This is a genomic window from uncultured Stenotrophomonas sp. (assembly GCF_963519125.1).
Classification (GTDB): Bacteria; Pseudomonadota; Gammaproteobacteria; order Xanthomonadales; family Xanthomonadaceae; genus Stenotrophomonas.
The window spans coordinates 84,594-100,719 of sequence record NZ_CAUQLJ010000014.1 but is presented as its reverse complement, the minus strand read 5'-3'; the positions used below and the strand labels follow the sequence as shown (position 1 = coordinate 100,719).

General features: G+C 66.2%; 10 protein-coding genes. 3 read left to right on the top strand and 7 right to left on the bottom strand.

Features of this window, described 5'->3' with window-relative positions:
• Window positions 1-53: 53 nt before the first annotated feature.
• Both RYM47_RS13490 and RYM47_RS13485 read right to left on the bottom strand, forming a co-directional pair.
• Window positions 54-452 carry a type II toxin-antitoxin system VapC family toxin gene (locus RYM47_RS13490; protein ID WP_315388579.1) on the bottom strand — a complete coding sequence of 133 codons (399 nt, stop codon included), beginning with the start codon at window positions 450-452 and terminating at the stop codon, window positions 54-56.
• A 6-nt stretch (window positions 453-458) separates the two neighbouring features.
• Window positions 459-683 carry an AbrB/MazE/SpoVT family DNA-binding domain-containing protein gene (locus RYM47_RS13485; protein WP_315388578.1) on the bottom strand — a complete coding sequence of 75 codons (225 nt, stop codon included), beginning with the start codon at window positions 681-683 and terminating at the stop codon, window positions 459-461.
• Window positions 684-955: 272 nt separating this feature from the next.
• Here RYM47_RS13485 and acnA point away from each other — a divergent pair, with 272 nt between their 5' ends.
• The 3 genes from acnA to RYM47_RS13470 all read left to right on the top strand — a co-directional run bounded on the left by acnA (window position 956) and on the right by RYM47_RS13470 (window position 6,743).
• Entirely contained in the window at window positions 956-3,709 is a 2,754-nt protein-coding gene (gene acnA, locus RYM47_RS13480; RefSeq protein WP_315388577.1) for an aconitate hydratase AcnA, read from the top strand.
• 164 nt (window positions 3,710-3,873) lie between these two features.
• Entirely contained in the window at window positions 3,874-5,550 is a 1,677-nt protein-coding gene (locus tag RYM47_RS13475; RefSeq protein WP_315388576.1) for a long-chain fatty acid--CoA ligase, read from the top strand.
• Window positions 5,551-5,873: 323 nt separating this feature from the next.
• Window positions 5,874-6,743, top strand: coding sequence for a crotonase/enoyl-CoA hydratase family protein (locus RYM47_RS13470; protein WP_315388575.1), 870 nt, complete (start codon window positions 5,874-5,876; stop codon window positions 6,741-6,743).
• A gap of 66 nt (window positions 6,744-6,809) precedes the next feature.
• On the opposite strand, the gene RYM47_RS13465 is transcribed toward RYM47_RS13470, so the two are convergent.
• The 5 genes from RYM47_RS13465 to RYM47_RS13445 form a co-directional block, all read right to left on the bottom strand.
• On the bottom strand, window positions 6,810-8,975 hold the full coding sequence (locus tag RYM47_RS13465; protein WP_315388574.1) for an ATP-binding protein: 2,166 nt from the start codon (window positions 8,973-8,975) through the stop codon (window positions 6,810-6,812).
• A gap of 10 nt (window positions 8,976-8,985) precedes the next feature.
• Window positions 8,986-10,125, bottom strand: coding sequence for a two-component system response regulator (locus RYM47_RS13460; protein WP_315388573.1), 1,140 nt, complete (start codon window positions 10,123-10,125; stop codon window positions 8,986-8,988).
• A gap of 204 nt (window positions 10,126-10,329) precedes the next feature.
• A complete protein-coding gene (lysS, locus tag RYM47_RS13455) occupies window positions 10,330-11,847 on the bottom strand; it encodes a lysine--tRNA ligase (protein WP_311184451.1) in 1,518 nt (505 codons plus the stop codon).
• A 78-nt stretch (window positions 11,848-11,925) separates the two neighbouring features.
• Window positions 11,926-13,051, bottom strand: a protein-coding gene (gene prfB / locus RYM47_RS13450; RefSeq protein ID WP_315388605.1) for a peptide chain release factor 2 whose coding sequence is annotated in 2 segments (ribosomal slippage) — window positions 11,926-12,975 and window positions 12,977-13,051 — 1,125 coding nt in all. Because the reading frame shifts where the segments join, the coding sequence is not laid out codon by codon here.
• Window positions 13,052-13,121: 70 nt separating this feature from the next.
• Window positions 13,122-16,061, bottom strand: a complete 2,940-nt coding sequence (locus RYM47_RS13445) for a VIT domain-containing protein (protein ID WP_315388572.1) — start codon at window positions 16,059-16,061, stop codon at window positions 13,122-13,124.
• Window positions 16,062-16,126: the final 65 nt, after the last annotated feature.

Sequence of the window (16,126 nt, the reverse complement as noted above, 5' to 3'; positions counted from 1 at the left end):
CCCGGGTGATTCTCGAAGAATGCGATTGAATGAAACGGTTGAAAAAAGAGGGCTCAGGCGTGCGGCACGATCAGCTTCAGGCCCTTGAAGTAGTCGCGGTAAAACTTGTCGTTCCAGGTGATCAGGCCGTCGCACTGCAGCAGCGCGTGCGCGCCGACCATGAAGTCGTCCAGGCTGCGCCGGCTGTCCCCGCGCTGACGATGGCGGCGGTGCATCTCGCCCGCGCGCAGGGCCGACTTGGCTTCCAGCGCGTTGAAATGGACGCCCATTTCCTCCAGCGCTTCCAGCACCTCGGCACCGCCGCGCAGGCTGGCACAGACTTCGGCGAGGGTCGCCCCGCACACCACCACCTTGCCGCTGACCAGGCTTTGGCGCAGGCAGGCCTCCACGGCATCGGCCTGCGGACCATTGCTCAGCAGCTCGACCAGCACCGGGGAATCGACGGCGATCATCCCGGCTTACTCCTCGTCGCGCACGGCGCGCACGGCCGCCTCGGCCGACTCGAAGCCGTCCAGCGAAAACTTGCCGCGTGCCCGTGAAATGGCATCGTCGACACTCTTGCGCAGGATGATGCGGCTGCCGTCGAGCTCCACCTTCAACTGGGTGCCTTTGGTCAGGCCGAGCGCATCACGGACCGCCTTGGGCAAGGTGATCTGTCCGCGTTCTGCAACGGTGGCTTCCATCGGTAGGCCCTCCAGAGTATGTACGAATTATACATACTTGGACCCGCATACTTCTACCCGGCCCTGTTCAGCCTCGCCGCCTCCAACCGGCCAAGGCCCTGCCACACCAATGACACAGGCGATACATAGGTATAGGTAGCCTGAGGCCCTGCCGAAGTCCGGCGCGTGGCTGAAGGGTTCATACTGGTTCCCACTGCCGGCGCCTGGCCTCCGGCAACCGCAAGCAGGCCCCCCGGGCCACTGCAAGCCATCCGCAAGAGGAGTTTCCCCGCATGAGCGACTCGTTCTCCACCCGCAGCCAGCTGGACGTCGGCGGCACCACCTACGACTACTTCAGCCTGCCCAAGCTCGGACAGCAGTTCGACATCTCCCACCTGCCCTATTCGATGAAGATCCTGCTGGAGAACCTGCTCCGGCACGAGGACGGCGGCGCGACCGTCGGCCGCGATCACATCGAAGCGGTGGCACGCTGGAACCCGGCCGCCGAGCCGGACATCGAAATCGCCTTCATGCCGGCGCGCGTGGTGCTGCAGGACTTCACCGGCGTACCCTGCGTGGTCGACCTGGCCGCCATGCGCGACGCCGTGGTCAAGCTGGGCGGCCGCCCGGAACAGATCAACCCGCAGATTCCCTCCGAGCTTGTCATCGACCATTCGGTGCAAGTGGACGTGTTCGGCACCCCGGACGCACTGGACCTGAACGGCAAGATCGAGTTCCAGCGCAACCAGGAACGCTACGGCTTCCTGCGCTGGGGCCAGAAGGCGTTCGACAACTTCAAGGTGGTGCCGCCCAACACCGGCATCGTCCACCAGGTGAACCTGGAAAATCTGGCCCGCGTGGTGATGACCGCGGACAAGGACGGCAAGGCGGTTGCGTATCCCGACACCGTGTTCGGTACCGACAGCCACACCACCATGATCAACGGCATCGGCGTGCTCGGCTGGGGCGTGGGCGGCATCGAGGCCGAAGCGGCCATGCTCGGCCAGCCCTCGTCGATGCTGATTCCGCAGGTGGTGGGCTTCAAGCTCACCGGCCGCCTGCCCGAAGGCGCCACCGCCACCGACCTGGTGCTGACCGTCACCCAGATGCTGCGCAAGCTGGGCGTGGTCGGCAAGTTCGTCGAGTTCTACGGCGACGGCCTGCAGCACCTGCCGCTGGCCGACCGCGCCACCATCGGCAACATGGCCCCGGAATACGGCGCCACCTGCGGCATCTTCCCGATCGACAACGAATCGCTGACCTACCTGCGCCTGTCCGGCCGCAGCGAAGAGCAGATCGCACTGGTCGAAGCCTATGCCAAGGCGCAGGGCCTGTGGCACGACGCCAACAGTCCGCATGCGCAATACAGCACCACGCTGGAACTGGACATGGGCACGGTGAAGCCGTCGCTGGCCGGCCCGAAGCGTCCGCAGGACCGCGTGCTGCTGGAAGACGTGCAGAAGAACTACCGCGAAGCGCTGGTCGGCATGACCGCCAACCGCGACAAGCGCAGCGACGACGTGTCCTCGTTCGTCAACGAAGGCGGCGGCGCCGCAGTGGGCAACGAGCAACTGGCCAAGGGCTTCGCCGACATCGAGATCGAAGGCCGCAAGGTCCGGCTGAAGGATGGTGCGGTGGTCATCGCTGCCATCACCTCCTGCACCAATACCTCCAACCCGGCGGTGATGATCGGTGCCGGCCTGCTCGCGCGCAACGCGGCCGCCAAGGGCCTGAACCGCCAGCCGTGGGTCAAGACCTCGCTCGGCCCAGGCTCGCGCGTGGTCACCGACTACCTGGAAAAGGCCGGCGTACTGAAGGAGCTGGAGAAGATCGGCTTCTACGTGGTCGGCTACGGCTGCACCACCTGCATCGGCAACTCCGGCCCACTGCCGACCGAAGTCAGCGCCGGCATCGCCACCGGCGACCTGGTCGTCACCTCGGTGCTGTCGGGCAACCGCAACTTCGAGGGCCGCGTGCACCCCGAAGTGAAGATGAACTACCTGGCCAGCCCGCCGCTGGTGGTGGCCTACGCCATCGCCGGCACCACCGACATCGACCTGACCACCCAGCCGCTGGGGACCGGCAGCGATGGCCAGCCGGTATACCTGCGCGACATCTGGCCGAGCAACAAGGAAATCGGCGATGTCATCGCAGCGACCGTCGGCCCGGAAATGTTCAAGCAGAACTACGCCGACGTGTTCAAGGGCGATACCCGCTGGAACACCATCGCCTCGCCGGACGGCAATCTGTACGAGTGGAGCGATGCCTCCACCTACATCAAGAATCCGCCGTACTTCGATGGCATGACCATGCAGACCGGCACCATCGATGACGTGCACGGCGCGCGCGTGATGGGCCTTTTCGGCGACTCGATCACCACCGACCACATCTCCCCGGCCGGCAACATCAAGAAGGACTCGCCGGCGGGCCGCTTCCTGCAGGAGCGCGGCGTGCAGCCGGCCGACTTCAACAGCTACGGCAGCCGCCGCGGCAATGACGACGTGATGGTGCGCGGCACCTTCGCCAACATCCGCATCAAGAACCTGATGTTCGGCGGCGAGGAAGGCGGCAACACCCTGTACTACCCGGCGGGCGGCGGCGAGCCGCAGAAGCTGGCCATTTACGACGCGGCCATGAAGTACAAGGCCGACGGCGTGCCGCTGGTGGTGTTTGCCGGCAAGGAATACGGCACCGGCTCCTCCCGCGACTGGGCGGCCAAGGGCACCAATCTGCTGGGCGTGAAGGCGGTGATGGCCGAGAGCTTCGAGCGCATCCACCGCTCCAACTTGGTCGGCATGGGCGTGCTGCCGCTGCAGTTCAAGGCCGGCGAGAACGCCCAGAGCCTGGGCCTGGATGGCTCGGAGAAGGTCGACATCACCGGCCTGGCCGATGGCGCCAGCAAGACGGCCACGGTCACCGCGACCCGCGCCGACGGCACCGTGAAGACCTTCCAGGCCCACGTGATGCTGCTGACCCCCAAGGAAGTGGAGTACTTCAAGCACGGCGGCCTGCTGCAGTACGTGCTGCGTCAGTTGGCGGCCCGCTGAGCCCCGTGGCCCCCTTCCATTCAGGAAGGGGGTCTGCACGCGGCCTGCACACTTTATTCACAGGCCCTTCGCGTTTTCCATTCGGACCGGTATGCTGCCGGGGACCGAAACGACGGATACTGGCCGTCGGCATCACAACATCCACGTTTCCTGGAGGGGGAATAATGAGTCTGGAACGTCCCTGGCTGCAGAGCTATCCCAACGGCGTACCCGCCGAAATCGACGTCAACGAGTTCCGTTCGGTGTCGGCCGTTTTCGATACGTCCGTGGCCAAGTACCGCGACCGCCCCGCCTACTCCAGCTTCGGCAAGGTCCTCACCTACGGTGAAACCGACGCCCTGGTCGAAAAATTCGCCGCCTACCTGCTGGGCGAGCTGAAGCTCAAGAAGGGCGACCGCGTCGCCCTGATGATGCCCAACTGCCTGCAGTACCCGGTGGCCACCTTCGGCGTGCTGCGCGCCGGACTGACCGTGGTCAACGTCAACCCGCTGTACACCGCGCGCGAACTCAAGCACCAGCTGGTCGACGCCGGCGTCAGTGCGCTGGTGGTGGTCGACAACTTCGGCGACACCGTCGAGCAGGTCATCGCCGACACGCCGGTCAGGCACGTGGTCACCACCGGCCTGGGCGACCTGCTCGGCGCCAAGGGCGCGATCGTCAACTTCGTGCTGAAGTACGTCAAGAAGATGGTGCCCAACTACCACATCAAGGGCGCCGTCCGCTTCAAGCAGGCGCTCAAGCTGGGCAGCCGCCACGCGCTTCCGCCGGTCGAGATCGACCACGACGACATCGCCTTCCTGCAGTACACCGGTGGTACCACCGGCGTGGCCAAGGGTGCGATGCTCACCAACCGCAACCTGATCGCCAACATGCAGCAGGCCTCGGCGTGGCTGTCGACCTCGGGCATCGAGCCGGGCAAGGAAGTGATCATCACTGCCCTGCCGCTGTACCACATCTTCGCGCTGACCGCGAACGGCCTGGTCTTCATGAAGTTCGGTGGCTGCAATCACCTGATCACCAACCCGCGCGACATGAAGGGCTTCGTCAAGGAGCTCAAGGGCACCCGCTTCACCGCCATCACCGGCGTCAACACGCTGTTCAACGGCCTGCTCAACACCCCGGGCTTCGACGAGATCGACTTCTCTTCGGTCAAGTTCACCCTGGGCGGCGGCATGGCGGTGCAACGTGCCGTGGCCGAACGATGGAAGAAGGTCACCGGCGTGACCCTGGTCGAAGCCTACGGCCTGACCGAGACCTCGCCGGCAGCCTGCATCAACCCGCTCACCCTGCCCGAGTACAACGGCGCCATTGGCCTGCCGATCCCGTCCACCGATGCCTGCATCAAGGACGACAACGGCAACATCCTGGCGCTGGGCGAAGTGGGCGAGCTGTGCATCAAGGGCCCGCAGGTAATGAAGGGCTACTGGCAGCGGCCGGAAGAAACCGCCACCGCCATCGACGCCGACGGCTGGCTGCACACCGGCGACATGGCGAAGATGGACGAACAGGGCTTCTTCTACATCGTGGACCGCAAGAAGGACATGATCCTGGTGTCCGGCTTCAACGTGTACCCGAACGAAGTCGAAGACGTGATCGCGATGATGCCCGGCGTACTGGAAGTGGCCGCAGTCGGCGTGCCGGACGAAAAGTCCGGTGAAATCGTCAAGGTGGTCATCGTCAAGAAGGATCCGAACCTGACCGCCGAACAGGTCAAGGAACATGCCCGCGCCAACCTGACCGGCTACAAGCACCCGAAGATCGTCGAGTTCCGCAAGGAACTGCCGAAGACCAACGTCGGCAAGATCCTGCGCCGCGAACTGCGCGACGCCCCGACGGCGTAACCGCCAGCATCAAGTTAACGAAGAACGCCCGCCCATCAGCGGGCGTTCTTCGTTTTGGAGCATTTGTTCGGACTGGAACGAATCTGCGCATTCTGCGCCGTGCCAGGCGAATCCGATTATCTCGGCGACCGGCACCTCATCTCCGCAATACCGCCGCCGCACAACGCGTATGGCGCTTTCACCCATTCTTCATCGCGCCAGCGGAACACCCCCCGGGTTTATGCATTTCACCCCCCACCGCCGGTGTAGGATCGCGGCGTGTGGACCCGTCCGGCCTGCCGCCCACCGTCCTCCCAGCAGGCCAACCCGCCGAGGTGATCACCATGCATTCCATCGAAAAGCTCCCCTATGCCCGCGGCTACGCGACCATCCGCACCGAAACCACCGGCGACAACGCCGCCCACTGGTTGTTCATGCACGCCGACGCCGCCACCGGCATCCGCCCCTGCTGCCGCAAGGACATGCTGGACGAAATGTGGAGCGTGATGAGCCAGATCACCCTCTCGCCGGCCGAACGCGCCAGCGGTCGCCTGCGCCATTTCGTGCTGGCCTCCGACGCCACCGCCTACAACCTGGGCGGCGACCTGGCCCTGTTTGCCCAGCTGATCCGCGAAGGCAACCGCGACCGCCTGCTGGCCTATGCACAGCGCTGCGTGGAAGGCGTGCACCACCTGCACACCGGCTTCGGCGGCGACGTCCGCTCGATTGCCCTGATCCAGGGCGACGCACTGGGCGGTGGCCTGGAAATGGCCCTGGCCTGCCACACCATCATTGCCGAGGAAGGCTGCGGCATGGGCCTGCCTGAAGTCCTGTTCGGGCTGTTCCCGGGCATGGGCGCCTACTCGTTCCTGTGCCGCCGCGTGGCCCCGCAGCTTGCCGAGAAGATCATCCTCGAAGGCCGCGTGTACTCGTCCGAAGAGATGTTCGCCATGGGCGTGGTCGACATCCTGGTGCCTAAGGGCCAGGGCATGAAGGCCGCCGAAGACCTGATCCGCCAGCAGCAGCGCACCCCGCGCAGCTACCTGGCGATGAACGCCGCACGCAACCTGGCCCAGGCGGTGGGCTATGACGAGCTGCTTGAGATCACCAAGATCTGGGTCGATTCGGCCCTGGCCCTGGAAGACAAGTCGCTGCGTACCATGGACCGTTTGATCAAGGCGCAGACCCGTCGTGCGCAGTTCGATGCCGCGTAAGGGCGCTACCGACGGCAAGGGGGTTCGGTAAAAAAGCCCGGTGGAAACCGGGCTTTTTTCCATCCTTCAGCGCATGTCGATGCCGCCGTCGTCGCTGGATGCGGCACCGGGGCGCCGACGTTCTGCCAGCGCCTGTCGGCCTTCCTTCACCGCGGTGCGGATCAACGTCATCCGCTCGCGCCATTCGCTCTTGAGCTGCCAGTCGGCCATGTGCATCACCTCGCCGGCCCGGTACGCCACCCGCACCAATCCCAGGTTGCTGGCCACGCCCTTGATGGCGTGCGCCTGCTCGCGAAGCAGCACCCAGTCGCCGCGTTCGCCGGCTTCCATGGCCCCGCCCACGCACTGCGTGGCATCGGCCAGGCACTGGCGGATGAATTCCTGTTCGAAGCCCTCGCCCATGCCCAGCGCGGCCAGCTCGTCGAGCACGCCGGTATCGAGCACACCCACCGCGACCGGCGCCGACTGGACCACGGCCGTGCGCGCCTTGAGGCCGTCGTTGGCGGCAATTTCTGCCAGGGTATCGAGCAGGCGCACCGGCACTACCGGCTTGCCGAAGAAGGTGTGCGCACCGGCCTGGGTGCACTGCTGGATGGATTCGGGGGTGACATCCGCGCTGAGCACCAGCACCGGCGTGCGCGGGGCGCCACCGGCCTGCAGCACGCGCAGTTCCTTGAGCATGTCCAGCCCGCTCATGCCGGGCATGTGCAGGTCGACGATGGCCACGTCGTAGTCGCTCTCGGCCATGGCGTCGAGCACCGCTTCGCCGCCATTGACGCACACCACCTTGTGCCCGGCCTTCTGCAGCAGTCGCTGCAGCACCAGCCGGTTGGCCTGGTGGTCGTCGGCCACCAGCACCTTCATGCTGCGCACGCGGGCACGGTGGCGCAGGAACGGGTCGGCGAACGCAATCACGTTGTCCGGCGCGGCGGCGCTGCCCTCCCCGACCACGGCCGGGGTGTATTCGCCCGCCACCACCGGCGGCAGCGCGAACGGCAGTTCGAACCAGAAGCAGCTTCCCTGGGGCGGATTCTCGGCATAGCCGATCTGCCCGCCCATGGCCTCCACCAGTCCGCGCGAAATCGAGGTGCCCAGCCCGCTTCCCTCGTGACGGCGACCCAGGCTCACATCGGCCTGCTCGAAGGCCTGGAACAGCCGCGCGCGCATGTCCGGCACCACGCCGATGCCGGTGTCGAGGATGTCGAAACGCAGCCGAACCTGGCCTTCGTTTTCCTCGCGAAGCTGCGACACGCGGATTTCGATGCGGCCGTGCTCGGTGAACTTGACCGCGTTGCCGGCCAGGTTGAGCAGGATCTGGCGCAGGTGTCCGAGGTCGCCGCGCAACAGCTTGGGCACGCCGGCAGCCACCTTGACCTGGTAGTCGAGGCGCTTGACCCTGGCCTGCGGCATCAGGATCAGCCCGATCGACTGGATCACCTCGTCCAGCGAGAAATCCTCGGCCACCACGCGCAGCTTGCCGGCTTCAATCGCGGAGATGTCCAGCACCTCCTCGACCAGCGCCAGCAGGCTGCGCGAGGACGCCTGGATGGTGTTGACGCACTCGCGCTGCTCTTCATCCAGCGTCGTGGTAGCCAGCACCTCGGTCATGCCGGACAGGCCGTTCAGCGGGGTGCGGAACTCATGGCTCATGTTGGCCAGGAAGCGGCTCTTGGCTTCACTGGCGCGGCGTGCCTCGTCCATGGCGTGGGTCAGCTGGCGCAGCAGCGTGGCGAAGTACAGCGGCACGGCCGCCAGGCCCAGCCACAGGCCGAAGCCAAGGCGCGCGTTGGCCTGCCAGTAGTCGGTGACCAGCACGGTCACCCCGAAACTGACCAGTGCCATGCCCACGGCGGTGTACAGGTATTTGTTGCCAAAACGCATGCCGTTGCCGACGGTCACCCACATCACCACGATGTAGACCCAGGCCAGCGGCTCGCCCATCTGCACCATGCCGGCGGCGATCAGCCCATAGTCGGCCAGCATGCCGGCCACCCGGCGCGGGTCAGAGCGCCCGGGGCGCGCCAGCAGCCACGCGAACAACAGCACCGACAGGGTCAGCCCGGTCAGCACGATGCCCAGCACCACCTGGTATTGATGGTGCGGCAGGTCGTGGCGCGGACCGGGGAGCAGCACGTAGCCCAGGATCAGTACGATCAGCACCATGCGCACGATGGCCTGGCCGTGCTCGGTGTCGGGCCGGTTGCCCAGCCGCTGCTTCAACGCGTGGTACATGCTCTGCACGTCACATCCCCGGTCGGGCCGACGCAGTGGAATGCTGCGCGCAGATATCGTCGAGCTGCTGCCGGCCGCGCAGCAGGGCATCCACGCAGCGGGGGTCGAACAGGCGACCGCGCTGTGCGTACAGATAAGCCAGGGTGGCTTCCATCGTCCACGCTTCCTTGTAGGGGCGCGGCGAGATCAACGCATCGAACACGTCGGCCACCGCCACGATCCGCGCTTCCAGCGGAATCGCATCGCCGCGCAGGCCGTCGGGGTAGCCACTGCCGTCGTAGCGTTCGTGGTGGCGCAGTGCAATCAGCGCACCGACCTGGATGAAGCGGTTCTGGCTGCCGCTGAGCAGCTCGTACCCGATGCGCGGATGCCGACGCATGATTGCCAGCTCCTCGTCGTCGAGCTTGCCCTGCTTGAGCAGTACCGCATCGGGAATGGCGATCTTGCCCATGTCGTGCAGTGGCGCGGCCGCCTCGATCAGCTTGACCTCTTCTTCCGGCAGCCCCAGCTGTTCGGCGATCAGCCCGGCCACGTGCGCCATGCGCTCCAGGTAGGCACTGGTGCCCGCATCACGGAACTCGATCGCACGGGCCAGCCGCGACAGCGTCTCGCGCTCGCGCTCTTCCACCTCGTGCATGCTGGCCAGCAGCCGCTGCTCCAGCGACAACGCGCGTTGCTTCACGTTCTCGGATTGCTGGCGCAGCTGCAGCAGGTTGTAGCAGCGCGCCCGCAGTTCGCGCGGACGGATCGGCTTGACCAGGAAATCGATCACCCCGGCTTCCAGCGCGGCCTGGCGGATCGGCTCGTCGCCGACCACGGTAATCAGGATGACCGGAATGTCGCGATGCTTGGGCAGGCGGCGGAAACGGCGGGCGAACTCCAGGCCGTCCATCTCCGGCATGCGGTAATCGAGCAGCAGCAGGTCGACCCCATGCGATTCGCACCAGGCCAGCGCAGTGAGCGGGTCGCCAAAGTCATGCACGCTCAGTTCCGGTGCGATGTCCTCGATGACATGCCGCAGCATGGTGCGCGCAGACGTCTGATCGTCAACGATGACAATATTCAAGGCTGCTTCCGTTGTCTTCCTGGACCACACTGGAACATGCTGCGGAGACGAAACTCCGCTGCTTTGTACGCCGGCACCTTGCATGGGACCCACCTCCGGTCATGATTCCCCATTCATGATCTTGGCCATGCCGTGATGCGTGCGTCACGCAGGGGGCCGCCCAGTGCTCATGAACCGTAGCCTGTCGCCCATAGGGCGCCTCAATGGGCTACGCAGAAACCATACTCGTCCGGCCATCCCAGCGGAACCCCGCCGGGTGGCCGGAGGGGGTCCATCCGGACCTGCGTCTCAGTTTTCGGGACGCATGTAGGGGAACAGGAGCACGTCGCGGATCGAGCTGCTGCCGGTCAGCAGCATCACCAGCCGGTCGATGCCGATGCCCAAGCCGCCGGTCGGGGCCATACCGTACTCCAGCGCACGGATATAGTCGGCGTCGTAGTGCATGGCCTCGTCGTCGCCGCCTTCCTTGGCCGTGACCTGGGCCTGGAAGCGGGCCGCCTGGTCTTCGGGGTCGTTCAGCTCGGAGAAGCCATTGGCCAGCTCCTTGCCGTTGATGAACAGCTCGAAGCGGTCGGTATAGCCCGGCTGGTCGTCGTTGGCGCGCGCCAGCGGCGAGACCTCGACCGGGTGGTCGGTGATGAAGGTCGGCTGCACCAAGGTGTGCTCGACGGTGGCTTCGAAGATCTCCAGCAGCAGCTTGCCCCAGCCGTAGGACGGCTTGACCCGGATCTTCAGGCGCTCGCAATGGCGCAGCAGCGCCTCGCGGTCGGTGCAGTCGGCCAGGCTGATCTCCGGGTTGTGGTGGCGCACGGCCTCGTCCATGCGCCAGCGGCGGAACGCCGGAGCCAGGTCGATGGTGGCGCCGTCCCACTCCACGGTGGTGGTGCCCAGCACCTTGCTGGCCACGTCACGGATCACGCCTTCGGTCAGGTCCATCACTTCGGTGTACGTGGCGTAGGCCTCATACAGCTCCATCATGGTGAATTCCGGGTTGTGCCGGGTGCTCACGCCTTCGTTGCGGAAGTTGCGGTTGATTTCGTACACCCGCTCCAGCCCACCCACGACCAGGCGCTTGAGGTACAGCTCCGGGGCCACGCGCAGGTACAGGTCCAGGTCCAGCGCATTGTGGTGGGTGGTGAACGGCTTGGCCGTGGCACCGCCCGGGATGTAATGCATCATCGGCGTTTCGACTTCCAGGAAGTCGCGGTTGTCCAGCCAGGCGCGCATCGCGCGGATGATCCGCGAGCGCTTGATGAACACCTCGCGCGACTCCGGGGTCACGATCAGGTCGACGTAGCGCTGACGGTAGCGCTGCTCCACGTCGGCCAGCCCGTGCCACTTGTCCGGCAGCGGGCGCAGCGACTTGGTCAGCAGGCGGATGCTGGTCGCCTTGACTGACAGCTCGCCGGTCTTGGTACGGGTCAGCCCGCCTTCCACCGCGATGATGTCGCCCACGTCCCAGCCCTTGAAGGCCGTGTAGGCGTCGCCCAGGGTGTTGCCCTGCAGGAACAGCTGGATGCGGCCGGACTCGTCCTGGATCTGGGCGAAACTGGCCTTGCCCATCACCCGCTTGGCCATCAGGCGGCCGGCCATCTTCACCGTGCGGTCGGTGGCTTCCAGCGCTTCGGCGGTCCACTGTTCGGCATCGGCGAATTCGGCCTGCAGGCTGCCGGAGAAGTCCTCACGGCGGAAGTCGTTCGGATAGGCGATGCCCTGCCCGCGCAGCGCGGTCAGTTTCGCGCGGCGCTCGGCGATGAGGCTGTTCTCGTCGACGGGGGTCTGCGGCGCGGCGGTCTGATCGTTCATGGCGTGGGTCTGTGTATTGGGGGATGAGGACTGGGAAAAAAATGAAACAACATCGGGCCGCACAGGGCGGCCCGACGGTCAGGCGTCGAGGCGTTTGGAACCGACTTCCAGGCCCGACTTCAGGCTGGCTTCGACGAATTCGTCGAGGTCGCCGTCAAGCACCTTCTGCGTATCCGAACGCTCGATGCCGGTGCGCAGGTCCTTGATGCGGCTCTGGTCGAGCACGTAATTGCGGATCTGGCTGCCCCAGCCGATGTCGGACTTGGTCGCTTCGACCGCGTCGCGTTCGGCGTTGCGCTTCTGGATTTCAAGCTCGTAGAGCTTGGCGGCCAGCATCTTCATCGCGTTGTCGCGGTTCTGGTGCTGGCTGCGGCCGGTCTGGCAGGCCACGACCGTATTGGTCGGGATGTGCGTGATACGCACCGCCGATTCGGTCTTGTTGACGTGCTGGCCACCGGCGCCCGAGGAACGGTACACGTCGGTACGCAGATCGGCCGGGTTGATGTCGATTTCGATGTTGTTGTCCACTTCCGGGGACACGAACACCGAGGTGAAGCTGGTGTGGCGGCGGTTGTCCGAATCGAACGGCGACTTGCGCACCAGGCGGTGCACGCCGGTTTCGGTCTTCAACCAGCCATACGCGTAATCGCCTTCCACGCGCAGCGTGGCCGATTTGATGCCGGCGACGTCGCCACCGGACACTTCCATCAGTTCGGTCTTCCAACCGCGCGATTCGCACCAGCGCAGGTACATGCGCAGCAGGATTTCGGCCCAGTCCTGGGCTTCGGTGCCACCGGCACCGGCCTGGATGTCGACGAACGCCGGGGCGGTGTCCATCTTGCCGGAGAACATGCGCTGGAATTCCAGCTGCTCCACGTGCTTCTGGTACTTGTCCAGGTCGGCGACCACGGCCAGGGCGGTATCTTCGTCCTGTTCGCTTTCAGCCAGTTCCAGCAGTTCGGTGGATTCGGTCAGGCCGTCCAGGATGGTGGCGATGCCACCGACGGTCTTTTCCAGCATGGAACGCTCGCGGCCCAGGTTCTGGGCGTACTCGGCGTTGTTCCAGATGTCGGGGTTTTCCAGTTCCCGGGTTACTTCTTCCAGACGCTCTTTCTTGGCGTCGTAGTCAAAGATACCCCCTGAGCGAGACCACGCGATCGGTCAGATCGGTGATTCGCTGGCGCACGGGATTGAGCTCGATCATATCGGCGGTAATGAAGGCTTGGGACAAGACCAGAGATTATAGCGTCCCAAGCCCCGTTCATGTTCATGGGTCAGCGGACCTCGAATTCACCCACCAGCACGGTTTCTGAGTCGTCTTTCAGGCGCATCGTCACCTGCTGGTCCTGCTGGCGCCGGCTGCCCCAATGGGTACTCAGGCGCAGCGTCAGCGTGGTCGCCCCGGTCACCAGCTGTTCGCGGCTTCCGAAGTAGTTGGCTTCCACCTTGTACCTGCCCGGCTTGGCCTGGCGCAGCGAGAACTGCTCGGGACCGTAGCCGCCGGTGAAGTCGCGCGACATCTGCCCACCCTGGTATGTCAGGCGATTGCCGTAATAGGCGCGTTCACCGTTCGGGTCGGTCACCCACAGGTCCATGTCGCTGTTGTCGCTGTCCCAGCTCAGCACCACGCGCAGGTCCAGCGGCATCGCCCGGCGCAGGCGCGGATCGACCGCACGCGCGTCCACCCCGGTTCGGGCGACCAGCGTCGTCAGCTCGTCCAGCGCGATCAGCGAGATCCCATCGAAGCGCGAATCCCACGGCCGCACCACCACTTCGTTGAACGCGGCCAGCGCCTCCGCCGGCTGGTTATCGGCTTCCAGCGCCAAGGCGAGGTCGCGGAAGCTCTGCGGCTCTTCCTCACCGAGCGCCAGCACATCGCGGAATACCGGCACCGCCAGCGCCGCGGCCTTCGCCTGCATCAGCCGGTAGCCCAGCACGCGCAGCACGTGGCGGTTCTCCAGCTGCATCTCCGCCAGGTTCGACAGCACCCGCAGGGCCAGGTCGCGCTGGCCGTGGGCCAGCAAAATGTCGGCCACGTCCAGGTAGAACGCGCTGCTGTCGGCGTGGTCATCGCGCTCCTGCAGGTACAACGCATACACCGCATCCGGACGCGCCGCACGCAGGCGACGGGCATAGTCCGAGTCGGGCGCCCAGGCGGCCACGCTGATCTTCAGAGCGCCGCGATTGGCGCGGTCGTCGGCGGCAGGGGCGTCGGCCTCGGCGGCGAATGCATCGGCATTGGCCTCGGCTCGCGCCTGCTGACGCGCAGCGGTGACTTCAACCCGGTCCAGCGTTGCCGAGCGTGAGGCCTCACGATGGCGTTGTTCGCTCTCTGCGGCGAGCATCATTGCCGGTGCGGGCGCAGGCGGTGGCGGCGCCCCGGCCGGCATGGGCGCTGACAGCGCCTTCATCGACGCGGCCACGGGCGGCGCGCCCTTCGGCCAGGACCGGTTCCACCACAGCTCGCGCTCGGCGAACTGGGCTGCAAGCGTGTCCAGTCGCTTGCGGCGCGCGGCGGCATCATCGGCGATGCTGACCGCATGCAGGCGGTCGTACTCCTGGCGCAGCGGTGCGGCCGGGCGGATGCCGTAGCGCAGGTAGTCGTCCAGGGTTTCCAGTACCAGCAGCGAGGTATCCGCGCCGACCAGCCCGAAGCGCTGCGACAGCGCCTGCAGGGCTGCGCGGTTGGCGGCGGGATCTGCGGCCAGCGCCCGCCGCTGCCCATCAGCCCAGGCATGGGCGACCAGTCCACCGCCGGCGTCGCGTGCATCGGCCAACGGCACGCTTACGGTGCGGCGCGTGCCGTTGGCGGCAGGCAGCTGGAGCCGCAGCACGGCATCCGCACGCTGCACTCGTCCGAGCACGCGTACCCAACCGTGGTCCGCACGATCGGTATCGACCCGCAGGTCGGCCACGCCCTCACCATCGGCCACCACATCCGCCGGGTTCCCGCGCAGCAGGCGCGAAGCTGCGGCATCCACGTCACCTGCCCCACCGACCACCAGTAGCTGGCCATGCCCCGCGCGGGTCCAGGCTCGCAGGCGCTCGCTGTCGGTGCGGGCACCGGCGCCGCTCAGCGCGTAGAGGCGCTGCCCCGGCCGCAACGCCGGTCGCTCGCGCTTGCCGTAATTGGCCAGCCCATCGCTGACCAGCAGGTATTCGTCCACGTCGGCCTGCGCGGTCCAGTCGCCGAGCGCACTGGCGCCGTCGCGCGGCAGCGCCTCCAGATGGCGGCGCAATGCATTCCAGTCGCCCTGCCGAACCTCGAAACGGCGGGTCGGTTCAGCCCGGTCGCGCAGCACGGTCAGCTGAACTTCGCCATTGCCAATCGAGGCGAAGTAGCGATCCAGCACGGCCAGCTCCGCAGCGGTGTCGCGGTGTCGCGCGGAACCGGATGCATCCCACAGCAATCCCACCCGGCGCGGCAACGCGCGCGCCTGGGCCTGCACTGGAACCGGCACCTGCACCATCACGTACTGCTCGCCGTCGAAGGTGCCGCGCACCGCATCCACGCCGCGCGGCAGCGGCAGCGTCCAGCCCAGTTGCGCTGGCAACGCCGTGCCACGTCCCTGCCAGTGTGCCTGCCACGCGCCTTCGCGCAGGGCCAGTGCCACCGGTGCCCTGCCGTTGGCCACGGGAACACCGCTACCTGCCGCATCAACGTTCAGCTGCACCGACTGTGCCTCCCGCGCGAACTGCAGCGGCAGGGTCCAGCGCAGGCCCTTCGCCTCCACCGGTAGCGCCTCGCGCAGGGTGATCACCACCCGCCGCGTGCCCAGAGCCGGAATGGGATAGATACGCAGCCGAAACTGATTGCCAGCGGTCTGCTCGAGCAGGCCAGGGTCGACCCCGCGCCGCTCGATCGCTTCGAAGACCTGACGCCCCTGCGCCTTCGGCACCGGCACCGCGTCGCGCAGCGCACCGCCGATATCCAGTGCGAAGCCGGTGACCTTCTGCCCCTCGGCCAGCGGAAACTCCAGCGAACCTTCCAGCACGCGCCGGTTGGGGTTGCGGAATACCAGCTCGATCCGGGTCTCGCCGAGCCCACCGGCCACGTGACTGTCGATCCGTGCCTGCTCGAGCAGCACCGGCTGCTCGGCCCCGGCCACCTTCAGTACCGGACCGGCCATCTGTTGGGCGGTCGCGCCCTGCCCCAGCACCGTGCCAACCCACACCACGAAACCCAAGCCGATCCTGCGCAGCAGGCTGTCCATGTGACGCTCCAGATCCGATGACGATAGATTCAACGCATGAAGATCGGGAACGGGGTTGATGGACA